General features: G+C 39.3%; 16 protein-coding genes and 3 pseudogenes. 3 read left to right on the top strand and 16 right to left on the bottom strand.

Features of this window, described 5'->3' with window-relative positions; genetic code table 11:
- Positions 1-66: 66 nt before the first annotated feature.
- From AC3CHU_RS07450 to AC3CHU_RS07410, 9 genes are all read right to left on the bottom strand, one after another.
- Positions 67-2,040 (bottom strand): response regulator, encoded by a 1,974-nt coding sequence (locus AC3CHU_RS07450; RefSeq protein WP_488525378.1) that lies wholly within the window; start codon positions 2,038-2,040, stop codon positions 67-69.
- 32 nt (positions 2,041-2,072) lie between these two features.
- Positions 2,073-2,741, bottom strand: a complete 669-nt coding sequence (locus AC3CHU_RS07445; RefSeq protein WP_488525377.1) for a response regulator transcription factor — start codon at positions 2,739-2,741, stop codon at positions 2,073-2,075.
- Positions 2,716-3,027: a hypothetical protein gene (locus AC3CHU_RS07440; RefSeq protein WP_488525376.1), complete on the bottom strand. Its 312-nt coding sequence runs from the start codon at positions 3,025-3,027 to the stop codon at positions 2,716-2,718. The genes AC3CHU_RS07445 and AC3CHU_RS07440 overlap by 26 nt, the downstream gene beginning before the upstream one ends.
- Before the next feature lie 323 nt (positions 3,028-3,350).
- Entirely contained in the window at positions 3,351-4,136 is a 786-nt protein-coding gene (locus tag AC3CHU_RS07435) for a LysM peptidoglycan-binding domain-containing protein (RefSeq protein WP_488525375.1), read from the bottom strand.
- Positions 4,133-5,173 (bottom strand): hypothetical protein, encoded by a 1,041-nt coding sequence (locus AC3CHU_RS07430; protein WP_488525374.1) that lies wholly within the window; start codon positions 5,171-5,173, stop codon positions 4,133-4,135. The genes AC3CHU_RS07435 and AC3CHU_RS07430 overlap by 4 nt, the downstream gene beginning before the upstream one ends.
- A complete protein-coding gene (locus AC3CHU_RS07425; protein ID WP_488525373.1) occupies positions 5,173-5,889 on the bottom strand; it encodes a hypothetical protein in 717 nt (238 codons plus the stop codon). Before AC3CHU_RS07425 ends, AC3CHU_RS07430 begins: the two co-directional genes overlap by 1 nt.
- A 7-nt stretch (positions 5,890-5,896) precedes the next feature.
- A complete protein-coding gene (locus tag AC3CHU_RS07420; protein ID WP_488525372.1) occupies positions 5,897-8,611 on the bottom strand; it encodes a TcfC E-set like domain-containing protein in 2,715 nt (904 codons plus the stop codon).
- A complete protein-coding gene (locus tag AC3CHU_RS07415) occupies positions 8,608-9,096 on the bottom strand; it encodes a hypothetical protein (RefSeq protein ID WP_488525371.1) in 489 nt (162 codons plus the stop codon). Before AC3CHU_RS07415 ends, AC3CHU_RS07420 begins: the two co-directional genes overlap by 4 nt.
- An 84-nt stretch (positions 9,097-9,180) precedes the next feature.
- Positions 9,181-9,720: a hypothetical protein gene (locus tag AC3CHU_RS07410; protein WP_488525370.1), complete on the bottom strand. Its 540-nt coding sequence runs from the start codon at positions 9,718-9,720 to the stop codon at positions 9,181-9,183.
- Positions 9,721-9,957: 237 nt separating this feature from the next.
- Here AC3CHU_RS07410 and AC3CHU_RS07405 point away from each other — a divergent pair, with 237 nt between their 5' ends.
- The 3 genes from AC3CHU_RS07405 (at position 9,958) to AC3CHU_RS07395 (ending at position 11,769) form a co-directional block, all read left to right on the top strand.
- On the top strand, positions 9,958-10,302 hold the full coding sequence (locus tag AC3CHU_RS07405; RefSeq protein ID WP_488525369.1) for a transposase: 345 nt from the start codon (positions 9,958-9,960) through the stop codon (positions 10,300-10,302).
- Positions 10,303-10,348: 46 nt separating this feature from the next.
- Positions 10,349-10,645: a transposase gene (locus AC3CHU_RS07400; protein WP_488525368.1), complete on the top strand. Its 297-nt coding sequence runs from the start codon at positions 10,349-10,351 to the stop codon at positions 10,643-10,645.
- 203 nt (positions 10,646-10,848) lie between these two features.
- Positions 10,849-11,769 carry an IS5 family transposase gene (locus AC3CHU_RS07395; protein ID WP_488525367.1) on the top strand — a complete coding sequence of 307 codons (921 nt, stop codon included), beginning with the start codon at positions 10,849-10,851 and terminating at the stop codon, positions 11,767-11,769.
- 510 nt (positions 11,770-12,279) lie between these two features.
- Here the strand turns inward: AC3CHU_RS07395 and AC3CHU_RS07390 are convergent.
- From AC3CHU_RS07390 to cysK, 7 genes and pseudogenes are all read right to left on the bottom strand, one after another.
- Positions 12,280-14,988, bottom strand: a complete 2,709-nt coding sequence (locus AC3CHU_RS07390; protein ID WP_488525366.1) for an Ig-like domain-containing protein — start codon at positions 14,986-14,988, stop codon at positions 12,280-12,282.
- 130 nt (positions 14,989-15,118) lie between these two features.
- Positions 15,119-16,039 (bottom strand): annotated as a pseudogene (locus tag AC3CHU_RS07385) (IS5 family transposase).
- 89 nt (positions 16,040-16,128) lie between these two features.
- Positions 16,129-16,498: pseudogene (locus tag AC3CHU_RS07380) on the bottom strand (transposase domain-containing protein); the annotation flags it as partial.
- A 254-nt stretch (positions 16,499-16,752) separates the two neighbouring features.
- Complete coding sequence (locus AC3CHU_RS07375) at positions 16,753-17,526, bottom strand: ATP-grasp domain-containing protein (protein WP_488525365.1); 774 nt, start codon at positions 17,524-17,526, stop codon at positions 16,753-16,755.
- 16 nt (positions 17,527-17,542) lie between these two features.
- Positions 17,543-18,283: an SDR family oxidoreductase gene (locus AC3CHU_RS07370; RefSeq protein ID WP_488525364.1), complete on the bottom strand. Its 741-nt coding sequence runs from the start codon at positions 18,281-18,283 to the stop codon at positions 17,543-17,545.
- Between the two features lie 9 nt (positions 18,284-18,292).
- Positions 18,293-19,471 (bottom strand): MFS transporter, encoded by a 1,179-nt coding sequence (locus AC3CHU_RS07365; protein WP_488525363.1) that lies wholly within the window; start codon positions 19,469-19,471, stop codon positions 18,293-18,295.
- A 32-nt stretch (positions 19,472-19,503) separates the two neighbouring features.
- Positions 19,504-20,484, bottom strand: a pseudogene (cysK, locus tag AC3CHU_RS07360) (cysteine synthase A).
- Between the last annotated feature and the right edge of the window lie 23 nt (positions 20,485-20,507).

Here is a 20,507-nt window from a genome sequence, read left to right as displayed (position 1 = left end):
CTGATTGAGAATCTTAGTCAACTTTAGTCGTCAAATCTATCAGATATTGAACTGGTGTTAATCTTTTCATTTTCCCGACTCAACCGGAGTTATCGAATTCGACAAATAATTACGTAATCGTTGGAAGTCAATAGGTTTTTGAATCACCTTGTCCATACCAGCTTCAATGCACAATTGATGTAATTTCTTATCAACTTCAGCGGTCAAACCGAATATACTTACGTCGCTGTTCTCTGAATTCTTACGGATGATTTGACAGGCTTTGATCCCCGACATCACGGGCATCTGCAAATCCATTAAAATAAGATCATAACGTGTTTTGCTAGCCATTTTTACTGCTTCTAGTCCATTGTTTGCCACCTCTATATCGATAAAGTTCATTTTACCAAGCTTCTTCATTACCTTGGAACTAATCTCAAAGTCTTCTGCTAACAAAACGTTGTATATGACTTGTGACTCATTGGACTCATTTACTACAGGATTTGCGTCGCTCTGCACCAATGCCTTTATCTCTGGCACCCTACAAAAAGGAAGGTGTATAGTGGCCGAAGTTCCTCTATTCAAAGAACTATAAATAACAAGCTTTCCGCCTACACGACTACATAGCATTTGTGTCAGATACAACCCTATACCTTGTCTGGATTCAGAATTCATACTACTATTTTCTGTAGTGTTCTCTTTGACAAAGCCTTTCCCATAATCAACAAACGTAATTTTAAACATTAGATCCGAAACGGATATCTTGACACGAATGATTGAAGCTCCCGAATGTCTGATAGCGTTCCCTATCAAATTAAGAGAGCATTGATACAGAGCTTCTTTTGGTAAAATCAACTCATTAGGCACAGAATCTTTAACTATTACTTCTAACTTGATCTTGTTACTTCTCATTAATGGGCGCATGATATCGACCATAGTTCTCGTGAAAACACTGACTTTTAATTGAGATGGTGTCTTTATATTATTTATGCCCTGCTCATCTAGATCATTTATAGAGTTCAAGAAATAAAAAAGATACTCCACCGATGTTTTCATATCTTGCACAGTATTCCGGTCTGCTACATTAATAGATTCGATAGATAAAGAATCTAAACCGAGTTTAATTGCATTGAGCGGTGTTTTTATATCATGACTTAATGTAGAGTAGATATTAGTCTTTTCAAAAATAGCCGCTTTCAATTCCACAGAAAGCTTACTTTGCTCCTTTTGGTACCAAAGCAAATTATAAATCAACATGCTAATATTTCCTTGCATCAGATTTATACTTAACAGCAATCCCTTTATTTCTTTTGCTGGCTTATTTTTAGGAATATCACACTCTTTCAATGGATTCATTATTAACGACGTTGCAAGATTTGACGTAGGAATAATAACTTTGAAGTAATAAAACCATAAGCTTCTGAATATGAAAAATAACAGTATATTAATAAAAAGTATAGAAACGAAAATAATAGACAAAAACAACCGTTTCATCTGACGTAATTCGTAAGCGATAAAAGATGATATGCGTTCACTAACACCCGAAATCTTACGAAAAGTAATATTCTTACGGTCTAAATATGAAACTATGCCCTTGCTATATTCCTCAGGGAGACGTGCATCCATTTTTACTAAATAAAAACGTTTGCTAGAGTCAAAATGCAGTTCGCGATTATCAACGTAAAATCGATATAGTTGGAGCATAAAACCTTGGTTCTTTGTGAGATACTTCCTAGCCAGATTGAGTTCTCGCACTTCGTCGCCAAACTGATGTAAATCGTTAGAGTAATCCTTAACATCATCGATTAGCATCTCAAGTTCATTATCAAGTTCCGAAAAAACTTGTTCCCAAGAGCTTGACGGCTCTAAAACGTCAACGTAAAAACTTTGCGAGCGTAATAAATTGAGATCCTCGATAAAATTTTCGATATGAGAGAGACGACCTACAAGATTCTCTTTTACCTGATACAACTCATTATATCGCGAAGAAAATATGAATGCAAAAATCAATGTTGTTATAAAAAATATAATAATCAACATCAACAAGAGCGATATTAACAAGAAGTTTCTCCTAATAGATAGCCTTATTTTCACTAAGATAACTCCAAGTTCATCCTATATCCTATACCTCTGATCGTGACGATTTCGAACGACTTAAATGCAGCAAGCTTCTTCCTTAATCGACTCACAGCTAAATCTAGACTACGAGAGTAACCATCGTATAAAACCCCGTGACAATATAATGCAATATCATCTCTGTGAGTAGTTTTACTCAAGTTACAATATAAAACCGTAAATATCTTCGTATCCATAGTAGACAATTTAAGTTGCTTACTTTCAAAGACCAGTGTGTTCTGTTCTATAACGAGCTTGTCGCTATGTTCTCTTTTTTCTTTATTCGGTTTATCCTTATCACCGATAAGGGCATCTACTCGTGCAAGTAGTATGTCGACTCCGCGACTTTTTAAAACGTAGTCATCAACTCCTAACCCAAACCCTTGAATTTCATATTTCTGCTCAGAAGACGAAGTAAAAATAACCAACTTAGCTTTTGTCAATTTTTTTATTTTATCTAGCACCTCGAAAGATGAACCAGATGGTAAATGAAGATCAAGTATCAATGTATCAAACTGGAATCTAGACAAATTTAAAAACAACCCTCCTAGGTCCGATGTGTGTCTGACCGAGTGACCTGCCTGTTCAATTTTTTTTATTAGTATTCTTGCTACAAAAATATCATCTTCTACAAGAAGCAACTTCATTGACCTTACCTATATACAAATCTAGAACACATAATATATGATTTCTAATCCTACCTTTGTTAAAGTCGAAAGAATCTTCGACTTGAGCTAAGATATTGACCTCTGAACTCAGTTCAGATAATCCCATTACATCCAAAGCTCCTTTGAGTTTGTGCAACCATTCGTTTTCCTCAAGATCACTACGTTGGCAATGTTCGATTAAATGATATCTTAGATCAATTAGTAAAGATGAGAGCTCTTGGGCATCACCACCAAACATTACTAGCATTACAGTAAGTTCAGACACTTGCTGCTCCTTTCACTGTGTAAGGAAAATTATAATATATTAGAAAATTATAATATATTAGAAAATTATAATATATTAGTAAATTATTTCAAGCATATTACCTGATATATTCCCATTATAGTTAATATTTGCTATTTATTTGTAACGTAACGACCAAGTCACCCTCTCCATATTACAGAATGTAAAAAACACCTACAAAGGGAGATTAGTAATTATTTCATGAAATAAGATAAAATTTTTGAGGCTAAGGAATTTACCTCAACAAACTAACCTCACTATAAAGAGCTTATACTTCGAATTCCCATTTATTCTAACGTTCGGTCTTATAACGAAATATGCGTCGGAATTATTAGAGATTGCCCTGGATATATATAATGACCGTTGTTCGCCACAATAGGCTTTATCCACTCATTTAACTCCATCAGCAGCTGCAATGTTATACAATGTCTATCTGCTATTCTAATCAGCCAGTCTCCACTAATAACCCGATAACTAAATGTCTTTGCTATAATTCCCTGATCTCGTGCGTATAGAACTTGATTGCATTTTTTATCTTCACCAACTATCATTAATGTGGTTGGCTTCGCTAACTCTTCAACTGATTTTATAACTTCCACCGGTTCACTAATATATTTCTGTGAATGCCCCTTCGAACCAAAATTATAGTGAAGATTAATTCCACCAGAATACAAATCTCTTTCCTTATTTCGAGTATAGTCATAACTAATATCTATAGCAAACTCCTCAGAAATTGAAAATTCAATTCCTAAACCGAGTTCAAGAGACTCAACTCGATCATTCAGTCCAATTTTCGAAAATAATGTAACATCTTCGATTTCATAATTAGGCTTAATATATAGAGACAAACTATTTTCATAGTCTGAATCATAGGTGGTATAATTTAAACCGAGATCAAAATATTGAACCATATTATTTTCGATGCCTATCTTATATAAAATAGAACTATCATCTATACTCGTCACATAACCACTACCAAAATAAATGCTTGTCCCCAGAGCAGAAAATGATGTAAATATACTACCAATTCCAATCAGAAACCATGAACAGACTCGCATTCTAAAGATATTATTTAGTTTATATAATCTCATAAAGTAGGCTCGAACATTAAGATTAAGTTATCCCTATACGTACCTGTCACCAAGTTTTCATAATCAATTTGCTCAAAACCAAACTGTAGTTTCGCACTTAGATTATTTGCGTCTCCATTATTTAATTGAGTTTCTCGGTTGAGTACCTTACCACTATCGTCAACGAGTTGATCTTTATCACAACCCAGACAGGAAACCCAATAGGGAATCTCTCGATTTCCAGGTCCTATCAGTGCATAATCACTCGCGCGCGCTTGTAGCGACATGGTAACGCCATTGCTAAACAAACCTGTAACATTTAATTCAACTTCCGATCTACCTGATGTAGTTTTGCTTGGAACATCATAAAATGGAAAGATTATCGACTCACCGAAAAAACTTACGTCCGTAATGTAAGCGGCCTGATAGTGGAAATTTAAATTCACAATCATCGGCCTAATGTACCTCGCCCTAACTCCAGAGTTTTGGGGATAATATTCATTAAAGGATTTTAGTGAGACAGTACCAGTATATGTACCAGTTGGCTTACCATCGAATGCTTTGATCAAAGCTTGCTCGTTAACTTCAAATATCGGACGAATCAGTGCAAAAGGATTTGTATAGCTAGTGAATAGATACTGCAGCCCAGAAAGGCAACCAACTGAACCTTCAAATTGGAAAAGGTTATGGTCCTGATTCTGACAAAGTGTGCCACCTGCATTATCAATTTGCAGATTATAAGAAGTGCCAGGACCTGCATAATTAACACCTTTAAAACTAAGCGGGATTATCACACTTTCTCCACCAGATGTAAGTGTGACTGCCCCTCCATTATCTTCCATCAACCCTCCCGGAATAAAAATTTCAGTCGGAGGTACATCATTAAGACTTGAGTACATTGCGGTAGTCATAGAATCATTGTTGAATGGCTTAACAACTGACAGCCATTTAATATCAGTTGCAGTAATATTTGCGTTGATCGATAACGACGCATGAGCGTTAAATGATAATATTACTACAAGTAATGTGATTACACCGAACGTTCTTTTATTTGCCATTACTTACCTGCCTTTTTAACTTCAAAGCTCTCACGATAACGACCAGTGTTTGTGTTAACGTCTAAATTTATGAAATCCTTGTCCATCACCTCAGGCAGGGGGACTGACATTTTCCTTCCTGACAATAAAGTCACTATCTTAGAGCAATCTCCTCGTTCGCTTCCAACACAGTTATTCAACCTCGCGGTAACAAAACTCCCGCCTAAGTTCTCTAATTCTATGTTACGACCAGTGAACTTTGCACGCACGTCAATTGGGCTATCCTGACCAGGTGAAATAAAAACAGCTGAGAACCCTATGGCCATCTGAACTATTTGCTCGGCTTCATTTGCCTCAGCTACGTAAGGTGTCGGTACGAAAGCAACTTTGAAGACTTTGTCGGAATTGTCATTACAATCTTTGCCACACGTTCGAGAAACCCTCAAACTTTTTTCAAATCCAGCATCAATGATGGTGCGTGCAGGTTGAACCTCTAATCCCCATTCATCGATGTTAGTGCGATTGTATTCTATAGTGGAAAGCTTGCCATTTATTACGCTGACTTCTTCTATAGATGTATTTAAAAAAAGGCGCTTACCCTCAGTATTTTTTACTACAAATGTTGCAGAGTTGCTCGTATCTGCCACTTTTAACAAACTGTCGATTTGTATCGCTTGTACGGCAGGCACAAAAACCAAAGTAAACGCTAAACTCAATTTTGGAAAATGTTTTATCATCTCGTCTTTACCTATTTAGATACACGAAGTTATCCATATCTTCTAAGTTCATTACATATATTTCGAGTTGCTTTAACGACTTATACTGGCTCTCTGTTAGATTCAAATGAGAGTCGCTATCGATATAAATATATGACTGTTCGTTAAGCTCTACCTCAACAAACTCTATATCGATTTCTTTCAACTTAGATACAATCGAAGCTCTAGCTTCACCTTTTTGAAAGACTCCGACAAATTTTTTCATAGTACCATCGTCAACGGTGTAACTTTCAAGCTCACCTAATTCGAAACTAGCCAATCGTTCAATACCAGGCAGACAGTAACCTTTACGGTATGAGCTATTTCTTTCGTCCTCGAGTTCACAAATTCCTTTTTTCGATACCAATCTAAAATCTAGTCCTTTTTTTGAACTTACTCTATAGACACCATCCATAGAAACCTGCTCTACAACACCACATCCGGGACCTATGCATTGAAGATGACTAATAGGAGTGCCATTAACATCGTCTAAAATTAACAACTGAGTCTCCATGGAGATAACTTTTGCATCTACATCAAGAACCATTCCCGGTTGAACGAAGCCATTATAACGACCACCAGAAACTAAAGTCGAAGAATTGTATGATTCGCTATTCAAACCAACGACACTATATTCATCGACCGGTATCAGGCGTGTCTCGGTTTTAACATCAACTCTACGTTGGTACTTCCCCTCTTTACTGACGTTAGACGTATAACTTCCGTCTTTATCCGAATCGTCTTTATCAGTATTAATCTTAACGTATGAACGAGACCTCTGACTTGTTGCGGCCAACCCGCTACTAGAAAGTGTTTGTCCGCTATTTAAATTCAATGATAAGTTCTTTTTCCCCATATCACTTAGATATAACGTACCACTGCCGTCTAAATAGTCAGTATTACCACTCACAGTTGTTGATAACTCACTGCTTGGACCATTAGCTTGTTCGTAAATAGCACCAACTGAGCTATTTACACGAACATCTTCACCGTTGCTATTGTGTCTAATATAGTGAGAATACCTTCCAACGCCATCGCTATCTGCGCTCGCCATTATTTGTGTACTGAGCCCAGTATCCTTCCCTAATGGTCGACTCCATGAAAAGTTAATTCTTCCTTCACTTTCTCGTTCGTAATAGTCATAGTCATAGTACGAAATATCAAAGCTGAATGAGTCCTTGCCCAACGATTTCGAAAAACCAGCAGTTAAGATTTTAGTGCCTTCCCAACTTTGACTGTTAGGATCGTATTGTACCAAACCTCTATCCGACTCATTAATAGAATATCTAAGATAACCGGGCAATCTGAATATATCGCCTGAAATACCTACAGAAATATCTCGATAACTTCTGGTACTAAAAAGTTGATTGGAAAGAGAAAATTCAGACTCATCTGTAACAAACTTTCGATAGTCAAAATACAGATTCCACAATGAAACCCTGTTATTTAGATAATAGTCATCATTGGTAAACCAACCGAGATTAGCATCAAGTTTAAATGCATCTACTGGTTGGTACCCAACAGCAGCTTGAATAAATTGTTCGTTGTTGCTTGCAGTAATGCCTCCGCCAATCATCAAATCTTCTGTGGCTCGATAGGACATAAGACCCCTTACAAAATCTTTATCGAATTTTGTATAATTTTCCGTATCGAATCGCTCTTCAAATTGACCTGCGGATAATTGATAATCGATGTTACCTATTGGAAGAACAAATCGACGTGAATTGACAATTTGCCGACTATCTCTCAAAATAACATTATCCCCTACTCTAAGGGTAAAATCGATATCATAAGAACCCTCGGGGAGTTCGTTGTAGTTAATACTTTGACGACCTTGTGAGACGCTCCTACTTAAAATTAATCGCTCGTCTCGATATACTTCTAATAACGCCGAACTTGGTGCATAGAATTCAATCTTAGTGTTATTTTCAACCTTGGATATAGAGAGATTTTGGCTAGAACCAAAAACTAACATATCACCAGATGCTTGAATTCCTACATTAAGAAAGTCTGAACTATTAAGTGATGGTGTATATCTGTTACGTCCAACAGTAAGTTGATGACCTTGGAGATCTAAATTATAGGTTGCACCGTACGTGCTGAAATCATCGCTATTCGAGGAGTATTGAGTATCGAAGAGTAGGAACCCAACGGGCAATCCAATTGTCGTATCGTTACTCCACGTGAGATACGACTGTTCGTCAAGATCGCTAAAACCAGTAAAACTTGACCAGTTCACGAAAGCACTTGCAGTAGTAGTTACGTTGTGATGGCCGTCGTTTAATTGCGAGCCTAACAAATTTGGACCAACAAATAAGCGCAATAGTCCGCTATCAAAGTCGAATACGTAGTTTACCTCATCACCCTCTGATATGATCAAACAGCGCTGAATATTTCCATCACATCGAGAATCCGTTCCAACACCTTGTTTTAACTCTGCAGAAATCTTTTGAATAGCTTTGTTAGATAAACCTTTATCACGAAGAAAAATCGCTATATGGTCTAATTCCTCTTCAGATGTAACACGAAGTTGATCATAACTAACAGTAGCATTAAACTCGCTACCTTGATGGTCACCTGCAATCTCAAATAAAATTTGCTGTTCATCTTCTATAAAGAAGTCCGAGAAATTATCGGGATAATCATTAGCTACTGCGAACGCACTGATCAAATAAAGGCTTAAAATAGTTATCTTAAAAATCATATACTAATACTAACCCCAAGAACCACGTTGCCTACACAGCTGATTGCCATTGCCTTCTGAATTATTTTAGGGAAAGTAACTTCCATTGAGTGATAACTCCAAGCTTTGCCAGCAGTAAAATTTACGAATGAAACGGGTGGGAGTTTCCCTCCAGCATCAATCTCTAAATCATCAATTGTGATAGCGACATCAAAATCATCTTCACCACAAACATGCTTTGATGGAAAAAGTTCAAATTCATATCGTGAACCGCTATTAGCAACATCACTTGTAACTGATATACCTGCTATTAAGGGGTCAAACATCTGTTCTGCCACCCTGTAATTAGTTTGGAAAACTTCTCGTTCGAAACTAATCGAAATATTTGGTGACTCTGTAGGAATAACTAAATTGGTTTCTATTGGAATAGTTAGTGGATAAGGAGAGCTAAACACCAACCCACTGAATAAAAAAAAACACAAACCAATGTCTTTTTTAAAGACCAATGCCTTGCCCTCCGTAATTTTTTTTAAAAATTTAATTATTTCGCTGACTGGCTGACTAACACCAATCAGCGAAAATGGATTGCATTAGATAGAAGCGTTTTCTATAAGAATAGTTGACTCAACGCGGACTTCATCACCAGCTTGAAGCATAGTTAGAGTATTTGGCGATTCTAACTTAAGGGTTTGGTTGATGTCGCCATTACTCACTGAGTTAGTAGCCCCAAGGTCAAGCTTGTTGCCATCACGGTCAACAAGAACAAATGCTGGGTTATTTGGGTCAATTGGCGTATCTAAGCCACCACCGTATTGCATGCTCATATTTTTAACTGTTACTTCATAATTCTGCGCACGTTGCCAATCGGCTGCACCTGCAGCAGATTCAAACTCTACATAGTACTCCATGGTTGTTGAATCTTGTAGAGTAAAACCATTTCCGTCTTCTTTGAAGATGGCAGTACCTGCGTCAAAAGGCTTTCCCGCACTAACAATACGAATAGCATTTTCTGTAGATTGACTAGGAACTGTACCTACCCACTTAAATGCACTTGTAGCATCTGCCGCCATTACGCCAGCAGAAAGACCCATTAATGATGTAAGTACTACGGTATTTACGAACAATTTCATGTTTTGATTTCCTGTAATTAACATTTAAATTTCATTTCTCACTTTGAGAACGTTGATTATGCAGCAAGATAAACCAATCTTTGTAACAGGCGTGTATCAACACATTTATTTAATTTCGTGATTGGCATCGAAATCATTGCAAAAAATGGATATCACACCGGCGTTGTTGCTTAAATCAGTTGAACCTTTACCAAGTCCTGTGATCTGATCCTTTATGGTACTCAGAACTGTGGTGACATGGATAAAGCGAAAAAGAAGATAACTAACTGGGCGGAATACAATAAGGCTCTGTGCAAGCGTGGATCGGTGACGTTTTGGATAGATGATTCAGCCATAGATGCATGGCGATGTGCAACCCATCATGGTAAGCGTGGTAAAGGTTTCCAGTATTCTGATACCGCGATTGAAACTGCCTTGATGATTAAGGGGATCTTCTCTCTGCCATTACGTGCTCTTCAAGGCTTTATTGATTCTATCTTTGAGCTATTGGATGCTCCGCTGACTACACCTGTATCAGCAAACGTTCGAAGACAGTTCAGGTCAAATATCGCAATAACTCCAAAGGAGCTATTCGTCATATAGCCATTGACTCGACTGGTCTCAAAGTTTTGGCGAGGGTGAATGGAAAGTGAAAAAGTACGGCGCCGAAAAACGTAGAACTTGGCGCAAACAGCACTTAGCTGTTGATTTAGAAACTCATGAGGCTATTAGGGCAGAAGTTAGTCTTGTAAGTGTTGGCGATAGCGAAGTGCTACCAACATTACTCAACCCCTTGCGTAGAAAGATCCTGACGGTATATGCCGATGGAGCACATGACACTAAAAGCTGCTATGAGACTCTGAAAAATAAGGGTTGTACTCCGCTGATACCTCCTAGAAAGAATGCGGCGCTTTGGAAAGATGGGCATCCCAGAAACGAAATGTAGAGGTTCTGAAAAATGGAACAATAGCGGAGTGGAAATCTGAATCTGGTTACCACTATCGCTCAATATCGGAGACCGCAATGTCTCGATATAAAGGACTAACCAACGGTAAATTGAGCTTGAGATGGGCTTTATTGCGTAATTCAATGGAACTAAATCAAGAACCTACGATCTGATCAGCTACGTTCACTCCTTCTCGTAGCTCTATGCCTAAACCTCGTTATAAAACAACCAACTGGAAGCAATACAACCAATCACTCATTAACTGTGGCTCTCTGACCTTTTGGATTGATGAAGAGGTGATAAGCAGGTGGACGCAAAACAAACAGAATAAGCGCGGGAGGCCACGTCGGTTCAGTGATTTAGCCATCACAACAGCACTGATGGTGAAACGCGTGTTTTCTATGCCCCTGAGAGCGCTGCAAGGATTTATCGACTCGATATTTAGGTTAGCCCATGTACCGTTAAGTTGTCCGCATTACACTTGTATCAGCCGTAGAGCCAAGCAAGTTGAGGTTTCATTTAAGACTAAAGCGAGAGGAGCAATGCAGCACCTGGCCATTGATGCAACTGGCCTAAAGGTTTATGGCGAAGGTGAATGGAAAGTCAAAAAACACGGGACAGATGGCAAGCGTAGAGTTTGGCGAAAGCTGCATATTGCCGTTGATACAAGCACTCATGAAATTATCGCAGCCGAGCTAAGTTTATCGACGGTTACAGATGGAGAAGCCTTCCCGAACTTACTGAAACAAACACGCCGAAGTATCCTTGAGGTGTCTGGTGATGGAGCTTACGACACGAGATTGTGTCATGCTGCTATTAAGATTAAGGGAGCCATTGCGCTTATTCCCCCAAGAGAAGGGGCAGCCTTCTGGGAGCGTGGTCATCCTCGAAACCTCGCCGTGGGTTGCCAGAAGTTATACGGCTCAAATAAGTATTGGAAAGAGCGGTATGGGTACCACAGACGTTCACTCTCAGAAACAGCGATGTATCGAGTTAAACAGTTACTAGGAGGACGATTGAGCTTAAGACATTACAATGCGCAGGTGGGTGAGACTTACGCGATGATAAAAGCGTTGAACAAGCTTACTGGGTTAGGTATGCCTGAAACTTGTCGTATTGACTAAGAAACACACGAAATGGGGTAGCTCTATCTATAAATTTAATTACGCAACAAAGCCCTTGAGATGTTACAACGCTCAAGTGGGCGAAATCATGGCGAATGTCAAAGCTATAAACAAAGTCATAGGACTAGGTATGCCTATTAGAAGCTAGCGGTTAGTCATATATGGCATCGTTGATCTTCGAGCTGATTTGATCAACAACGCCCATTTAGCCTGAGATTCAGGTTTTAGAGTAAGGGTCAAAGCCCCCTTAAACATCAAATTTAGTTGAAAGGATATCAATTGATAACCCACTAAAAACTAAACCCGCCTTCCAAGAAGGCGAGTTTTCTTTACAGTTTCTTCAAGTCTGTTGGAGACATAATTATTAAAGAAAAAATTTATTAGTAATTATATCATATCTCGAATAATAACAAGACATCAGAATTGATATAAAACTCAACCACTCAGAATAAAACACTGAGTTTAGTTGCAAAATCATAAGTTTTCTCTTTTAATTATCTCTTTGTAAACTCACCACTTTGAGTTAATACACATAACACTCCATTTATTATCTCCAACTTTCACCGTTGCATCATGGTACTCTGAACTCATCCCTGTGTTTTTATCATAGACAGCTAAAAAGCGACTAATATCACCACTTTGTTCTCTATCATTTGTTATAAAATTTGTCCGAGATAGTCTTAAAAAACGAATGTCGTCTTTTATTGTGTCGAATATCATTTGATGCTGATTTAGGGATGCAGGATGATACTCCGAGCCATAAACATCTTGACAAATATCTAGAATTTCTAAACCGGTCATCTCCTCATCTATTTGGTCGTCAGAAACAGGTATGACATGATCATAACCTATGTCAAATGGTTCAAGAAAATAATCAGCAGCACAAACAGGGTGATACCAATTTTGACTCCAAGCATTCCAAGTATTTAAATCTACAGCGTTTATAGTATTATGGTCTGTACCACCTTCTGCTTCCATCCAATAATAACGATTAGTTGTGGGATTAAACCATTGATAATCGTTAATGACATCATGATTATTCATCATATCTACCATATTTATCCGGCCGACCAATTTAGCATTTAAGTTCATAATCGGGGCAACAGTATTCTGGCAATAATACCGAGAGTTACCCATAGTGCCACGTGTATAGTCTTGAGGCATAATGCCCCAATTATCTTTTTGTAACCGTTTTGCCAAGTCGCCGTTAAGTGGACCCACAAACAAAACACCTTTATATACAATTGTTTTATAACAATCATCGTAGGTTGATTTTGTAGTGTTATTAAATTCATTACCACATAAACCCACCTCAGTAAAATAGTAATCCTTCACAATTTCACTTTTATTTCCACTGACACCCGTATAACCAACTGTCACGTCACCTGTTCTAAGTTGATCATAAGAAAAGTTTAATAAGAAATCATCACCATCATCTGTTATATCATAACTTTGGACACCGGTGACGACTATATCATTTTCCGATATATCGCCGTTAGACAATGAGTTATTGTTAATATCAGTAAAAACCAGCTTGAAAATATTCTTATCGGAAGCATCTGGGTATGCTCCATCTCTGATTTCTATAACATCGGAAATTATTGCTGTTTCGATGTCTGCGATATACTCAACATTAACACCTTTTAAATGACCATCAACATCAGCGATTACTTTGACTATTTCAGCCTTTTGATTTGTAATTGAGACTGTAACATCACCGTTAGCATTAGTGCGCTTATTAGACGATCCTACTATACTTGCAGAGCCAGATACTTCAACGCTCACTTGAGTATTAGGTACTTTGGTGGAAATAAAAACATTAACTTTATCGACGCCATCTGCAATTGCTCTGTCTTTATCAGGATTAATAATAAAATCCCTATGCTCATCGATTACGCAAGTCGTATAGTAAGTCAGAGACTGATTTGGGTCGCTTAGAACTCCAGTCTCCAATGAATATACACGAGGAATATCATCGTCCATAACCCAATAGTCTATTTCCTTTGGCCAGAGATTTAAGTCACCGACACCGCTGTTATATAAGGATTCCAATTGGTTAGCTTGAGGTAATAGTCCCTGTGTATCACAATATGAGCTAGCCTCATCAAAGTTAAAAGAAGAAACTATTAAGCTAGGGTCATAGCTATATTCAATATTTTGTCCGGATGAAATAAAGCCAATAGAGCCAAGCTCATCTTTCGTCTTCGGCGATGAAAAAGTGGTGCCATTTAAGTTGATATCGTTCCAAACAGCCTGTTGATTGCCATAAGTAACATCAACTCTTATGCTGCCTAAAGCAAATGAATTATTATGGTCAGATATAACGTAACTTACATCGTGACTTCCGGCTATTAAAGAGTCAAAAACGACCACTTTATTGTTAACATCTTCTGGGTCTTTAGGATTAACATTAGCTTGAAAACTAAATACATCGACAACTTGCCATTCAGTAGATGACGTGTTTTTAACAAACTGTTCAAGGTCTATTTCTTCCGTTTGTCCTACTTCAACAGCTGTAGGATAGACAGAGAAAGGGATAGGTGTTGGGGGTTCAGCTAATGAGCTTGATACAACGTAATAGATTACTCCAACGTAAGTATCGCCAGAGTCTGTATCCTCATAAGAATATATCAACCGAAACGAACCATTTACATTTGACCTGAAGCTCACCAACCCTTCAGTAACATCAATATTTACATCTACTTCATTAAGGTCATATCCTTCCAGTTGAAAATCTGGATTGAGTTCAAATTGTGTCCCTAGGTTGAGCTTTTCTTTCAAGTCAGTCTCAATAACATCCCCTGCCGAGAAGCCGGACTCAACGATAGGAGGTAAGATTGGGGTAGATGAACTATTACCTACAACATGAATCACAGAACTAGCTTCTGCCGAATTATCATTGCTTATCGTGTATGAATAACTACAAATCCCATTTATCTCTACCGAAAACTCAGTCCCTCTCAAAACGGTGGCTTCAGAACAAGATGCATTTGATAAGCTATTGGCAAGTGCAATATTAGAAATATTAGCTGTCGTTTCCCCTTGAATATACTCTTTAATGTTAACAACACTAACAATGTCCGGCTTAACAAACGAATAGCCTTCCTGTACTTTAAGATCATTTATTGGAGAGGGTGTGGAGGTGGGTTCCTCATTATAACAGCCCAATATTGATAGAGCACTTCCAAAAAAAATAATTTTGGTAAACTTATATAGCATAATGTTTCCCTAATTCTATAAAAGAATTATTTTAAAGAAGCACCAAGGTTTAGTGTAACAATCATGTATCAACCCAGGCTTTGTTGCGTAATTAAATTTAGAGATAGAGCCACCCCGTTTCGCGTGTTTCTTAGTCAATACGACAAGTTTCAGGCATACCTAACCCAGTAAGCTTGTTCAACGCTTTTATCATCGCGTAAGTTTCACCCACCTGTGCATTGTAATTTCTTAAGCTCAGTTGCCCTCCTAGCAACTGTTTAACTCGATACATCGCTGTTTCTGAGAGTGAACGTTTGTGGTATCCATACCGCTCTTTCCAATACTTATTTGAGCCGTATAATTTCTGGCAACCCACGGCGAGATTTAGAGGGTGACCACGCTCCCAGAAGGCCGCCCCTTCTCTTGGGGGAATAAGCGCAACGGCTCGCTTCATCTTAATAGCAGCGTGACACGCTCTCGTGTCGTAAGCGCCATCACCAGACACCTCAAAGATACTTCGGCGTGTTTGTTTCAGTAAATTAGGGAGTACTTCTCCATCTGTAATTGTCGATAAACTTAGCTCGGCGGCAATGATCTCATGAGTGTTGGTATCGACGGCAATATGAAGCTTTCGCCAGACTCTACGCTTGCCATCCGTACCGTGTTTTTTGACTTTCTATTCTCCTTCGCCATAAACTTTAAGGCCTGTCGCATCAATGGCTAGGTGTTGTATCACTCCTCTCGTTTTAGTCTTAAATGAAACCTCAACTTGCTTGGCTCTACGGCTGATACAAGTGTAATGCGGACAACTTAACGGTACATGGGCTAACCTAAATATCGAGTCGATAAATCCTTGCAGCGCTCTCAGGGGCATAGAAAACACTCGTTTCACCATGAGTGCTGTTGTGATGGCTAAATCACTGAACCGACGTGGCCTCCCGCGCTTATTCTGTTTGCTTTGCGCCCACCCGCTTATCACCTCTTCATCAATCCAAAAGGTCAGAGAACCACGGTTAATGAGTGATTGGTTGTATTGCTTCCAGTTGGTTGTTTTATAACGAGGTTTAGGCATAGAGCTACGAGAAGGAGTGAACGTAGCTGATCAGATCGTAGGTTCTTGATTTAGTTCCATTGAATTACGTAACAAAGCCGTCCTTGTCACGTATCATCACGGTATCGTTCAAGACCCCACGTCTGTCCACATTGTTTAAACAGCCACTCTGCCCTAAACGCTGCCTTGCTTGATTTAAGTACTTTTTGCTAACAACTCTTCATCAGCGAAGCCAACGACACAGACATTCATCCTTCGTGCTACTTCGGCAATAGGTTCATTACGAATGAAATCCATGCCGACAATTAACCATAAGACCATGTCACTTGGTAATCGACGGCGGCGAATAGCCGCTTTATCGGAAAGAGTGGCTGCCTTAGCAACCCACTCACCTGGGATATGTTCAGAGAACGTGGTGAGTTGAGCGATATCAACGGGATTTTCTTCGAGAAAATCAGCAAAACAGTTTTGAATAGACATAAAAAATCGGAAACCTAGAAACAGGCTTCCGATTGTCTCTTATCAGTAGGGTCGGTCAACCGATCCTTATCTAATCTACTTTGCCTAATTCGAGGGGCTTTTGATAATCTTAGTCATCTCCAAGGATGGCGTTCTATTGATAATGGATTGGACAAACATATGGGTACACTTAGGGGTAAGCGGTAGACTTAATGATGGCTCTGTTATCTCAAGTTCTAGTAACAGAGGCTGACCATTTTTATCCTCTATAAAGTCTAACCTTGCGTACAAAGTGGTTCATTAAGACCTAAACTGCTCTGAACCAAGTTCAAAATCCTAATCGCTAACGCCTTCTCTTCATCACTTGCTTCTTTTATTTTTCGATATTCCATATCAGGGGTTTTAGTCTCTCCATGTTGCGACAGTAGAGCCTCCTTTTTTATGGCGTGCGAGTATGTATTATTGAAATAAATCATATTCGTTTCGCCGTGCTCTTCTATAGTATGAAGATATGGTTGAACAATGACACCTTTATCGAGTTCCAATAAGTAGGTTACATGTTTGCGTATTTTGTCGATGTCTTTGACAGAAAGTCGAACTACACCAAACGAGTATGCGCCAATAGTGGGTTTGATCACTACCTCCTTGACATCCCAATCGCACTTCTGAATTCTATCCAATGCATGGTGTATTTCAGTTACTGAGTAAATGATTTCAGTTGGTACGATTGGAATACCTTGAGCCTCTAATTGCTTCAAATAGTTCTTGTTGGAATTCCATTCAATAACCGACACAGGGTTGAGCAGAACTGAGTTCTTTTCTATGTTTTGGCAGAACTCAATAAATGGCTGTATCTTCTCCATGTAAGTCCACGGTGAACGTAACACGACTGCGTCATACATAGACCAGTCAGGGTTTGACTCGTCCCAAAAAACCACATCTGCTTGAACGTCAGTGTTCTTAAATGCATCTGTGATTAAAGGCATATCGTAGTCGACTGACAGACTATCGCTATCAGATATTAAGGCGACCTTCTTTTTTGCGTTCATTTAACTATTCCTTTTACTACCACGGGAGAACGGATTTCATATGAACAAACTGACCACTCATTGAGTTCTCAGTATCAAGCGCAATTTCAATCGCAGTTATAGCGCCTTCCTCTGGTGTAAAAACACCATCGCCATCGTTCAAATCAGTTTTCGTATAACCTGGGTGGACACTATTAACAGTGATCGAAGTGTCTCGAAGTTCATAGGCAAGATGAGCTGTCCAAGAATTTAAAGCGCTTTTTGAAGCACTGTAGGCTGGTAAAGATTTGAACTCGTCAGAATAAGTGTATGAAGTACGATCACTATGTAGAGTTATCGAGCCCAAAAGACTCGATACATTGAGAATTTTCCCGGCCTTTGAGCGCTTAATTAAAGGCAAGAAACTACATGTTACACTCACTGCGCCAAACAGATTTGTATTAAAAGTTTCCCGCCATTGCGCAAGAGGTTGTTCAGAAGGAAGCTTGCCATACTCTTCCACTCTTATAGCGGCGTTGTTAATTAGTATGTCTAGCTTTCCAAACATACTTTCAACATGACTAGCTGCTTGTTCAATTGACTCATGGTTAGTGATATCCATTGGCAAGCAGTAAGCATCAATACCTTGCTCTTTCAAGTCGGCGACGGCTTGTTTGATTGCTGGCTCATTTCTGCCAGCAAGAAGTACTTTGTGGCCTGCATTGCCAAGCTGCTTAGCAATTTCAAAACCAATGCCTTTGTTAGCTCCTGTGATGAGCGAAATCTGAGAATCTGACATGTAACCTCTTTAGTTTCTAGCTTTAATCAAGGGAGCTTGTTTTCTGTTTCTTATCTCTATCAGCTTGCCAAACCCGATGACGAAACTAATAGCGAATAAAAGTGATAGGAAAGTCATCATCGCCATCCAATTCCCAAAGCGTTGCGCCACTAGACCTAAAGTGATTACAGGTATAGAAAAACCAATATAGGAATATATATACATACCTGCTGCAGCACGAGCCTTATCAATGCTGTGCTTGCTTGTGAACTTAAATAGGGCAGCCATGTATGTGAGCCCGTAGCTCGACAGACTTGTGCCAGATGCCCCAATCAGAATTATCGTAATTGACTTCTGATGGTATCCAAATGCTATGAGACTAAAGCCTATTATTGTCAAAAAGCACCCACAAATCAGGCTTACACTTGAAGGTATACGCTTAGCAATGTGCTGTATAAAAAAGCCAGTACAGATTGAAAGGAAAACCATCATTCCCGTCCAGTCGCTAAATCCGATTTCACTTAATAGAACCGGTACGATAGCGATTACCATGCCTGTAGTTGCCCATGCCATCATCATCCCCAATCCATAGGTCCATGTATTGGGGGGAAAGCAAGGTGAAGTGATGATCTTAAGATCTGGCTTGATGATTTGATTGGTAGGTAGTCGAGAAAGCAATACCATCAAGATAGGAGCCAGTAAAAATAGACTTAGATAACTGTAGGGAAGCACTGTCACTCCAGTCACACTTAGACTCGTGCTGGTTGCAAGCGCACCACTACCAAAGCCAATTGATGTGGAGGCAGCAACAAGCAAAGTGCCAAACTTCAGTTCTTCTTCGTCGATAAGATCATAAATATACGCAGAGACGGAAGTGGTGGTTAACGCAGTAGCGACACCTAATAACAGTCTTGCAATAAATAAGGAGTTCCAGTTTGGCTGCATGACTAGGAGCGCTGTTGCACCAACGCTCAAAACTAAGGCAATGAATATCGGCTGCTTTCGGCCTACCTTGTTTGATATACCACCCAATAAGAACAAAGTAGGTAAAAGCCCCAATACATAAGCTGCAAAGGCCACGGTTAAAGCCGCAGTACCCATATTACTATTTTCGGCATAGAGGCTATAAAGCGGAGCCTGAAGATTCACAGAATAGGTCACGCTGAACATAACCAGAGCCAAAACACTTAACGATATTCGCTTTTCCATACGCTCATTCCTTTAATTAGTATTGAGTGAGATTACGTGTCACACTCAGCAGTAGATCGAGTTTCACTCCATGTGGTAATGCAGCTATCCGTTTCTTCATTTCCAAGATCACCAAATAGCTCTGTTGATAAATATCTCTCTCCGGTATCAGGTGCCATAGCTAATATGACGCTTCCTTCGGGGGCAGTCTTAGCAAGCTCTAACGCTGTCGCTACGGTCGCTCCTGCTGAAATACCAACAAGAATTCCTTCATGTCGGGCTAAATCTCGTGCAGTAGTGATTCCTTTATTGCCATCGATTACGACGAGGTTATCCACCACATTTTCATCAAGAACACTTGGTAAAAAATCCGGTGTCCATCCCTGAACTGGGTGAACCGTCCACTGATTTTTTGCCAGAATACGAGCGCCTTTAGGCTCAGGTACGACAATTTCTACGTCAGGTCGCGCTAGCTTAAGCATCTGTCCAATACCTGTAAGAGTTCCGCTTGTACCAAATCCAGTAACAAAATAGTCCAACCGTTTCCCAGCGAAATCACTGAGTATTTCGCTCGCCGTAGTCTCACGGTGATAGGCAGGGTTATCGAACTGACGAGGTCTAAACCAACCATTTTCTTCAGCAAGTTAATCTGCGATTCGATTTCCACCGCTACTACCTTGTTCACTCGGAAATAAAATGACTTCTCCGCCGTATGCTCGAATTAATTTTCTGCGCTCTAGTGAGTATCCGTCGCCCATCACGGCAATAAACTTGTAGCCTCTTGATGCGGCTACCATAGCAAAGGCAATTCCAACGTTGCCCGAGGTGCATTCAATGATCGTGTCACCTTTCTTGAGCTGACCCTTTGCCTCTGCATCTAAAACGATTGAGAGCGCAAGTCTGTCTTTTACTGAGCCTCCCGGGTTGAAAGATTCAACTTTTACGTATACCTCAACTCCTTTGGGAGCTAAGTTGTTAAGTTTGACGATAGGAGTACGTCCAACGGTTTCAGTTATTGAGTTGTACAAAGTCATTAGCTTTCTCTCTCATCATTTGT

Source organism: Vibrio sp. QJM3NY_39 (genome assembly GCF_057785895.1).
Note: the sequence above shows the minus strand (reverse complement) of the source record. Positions and strands in the feature narration are given on the sequence as shown.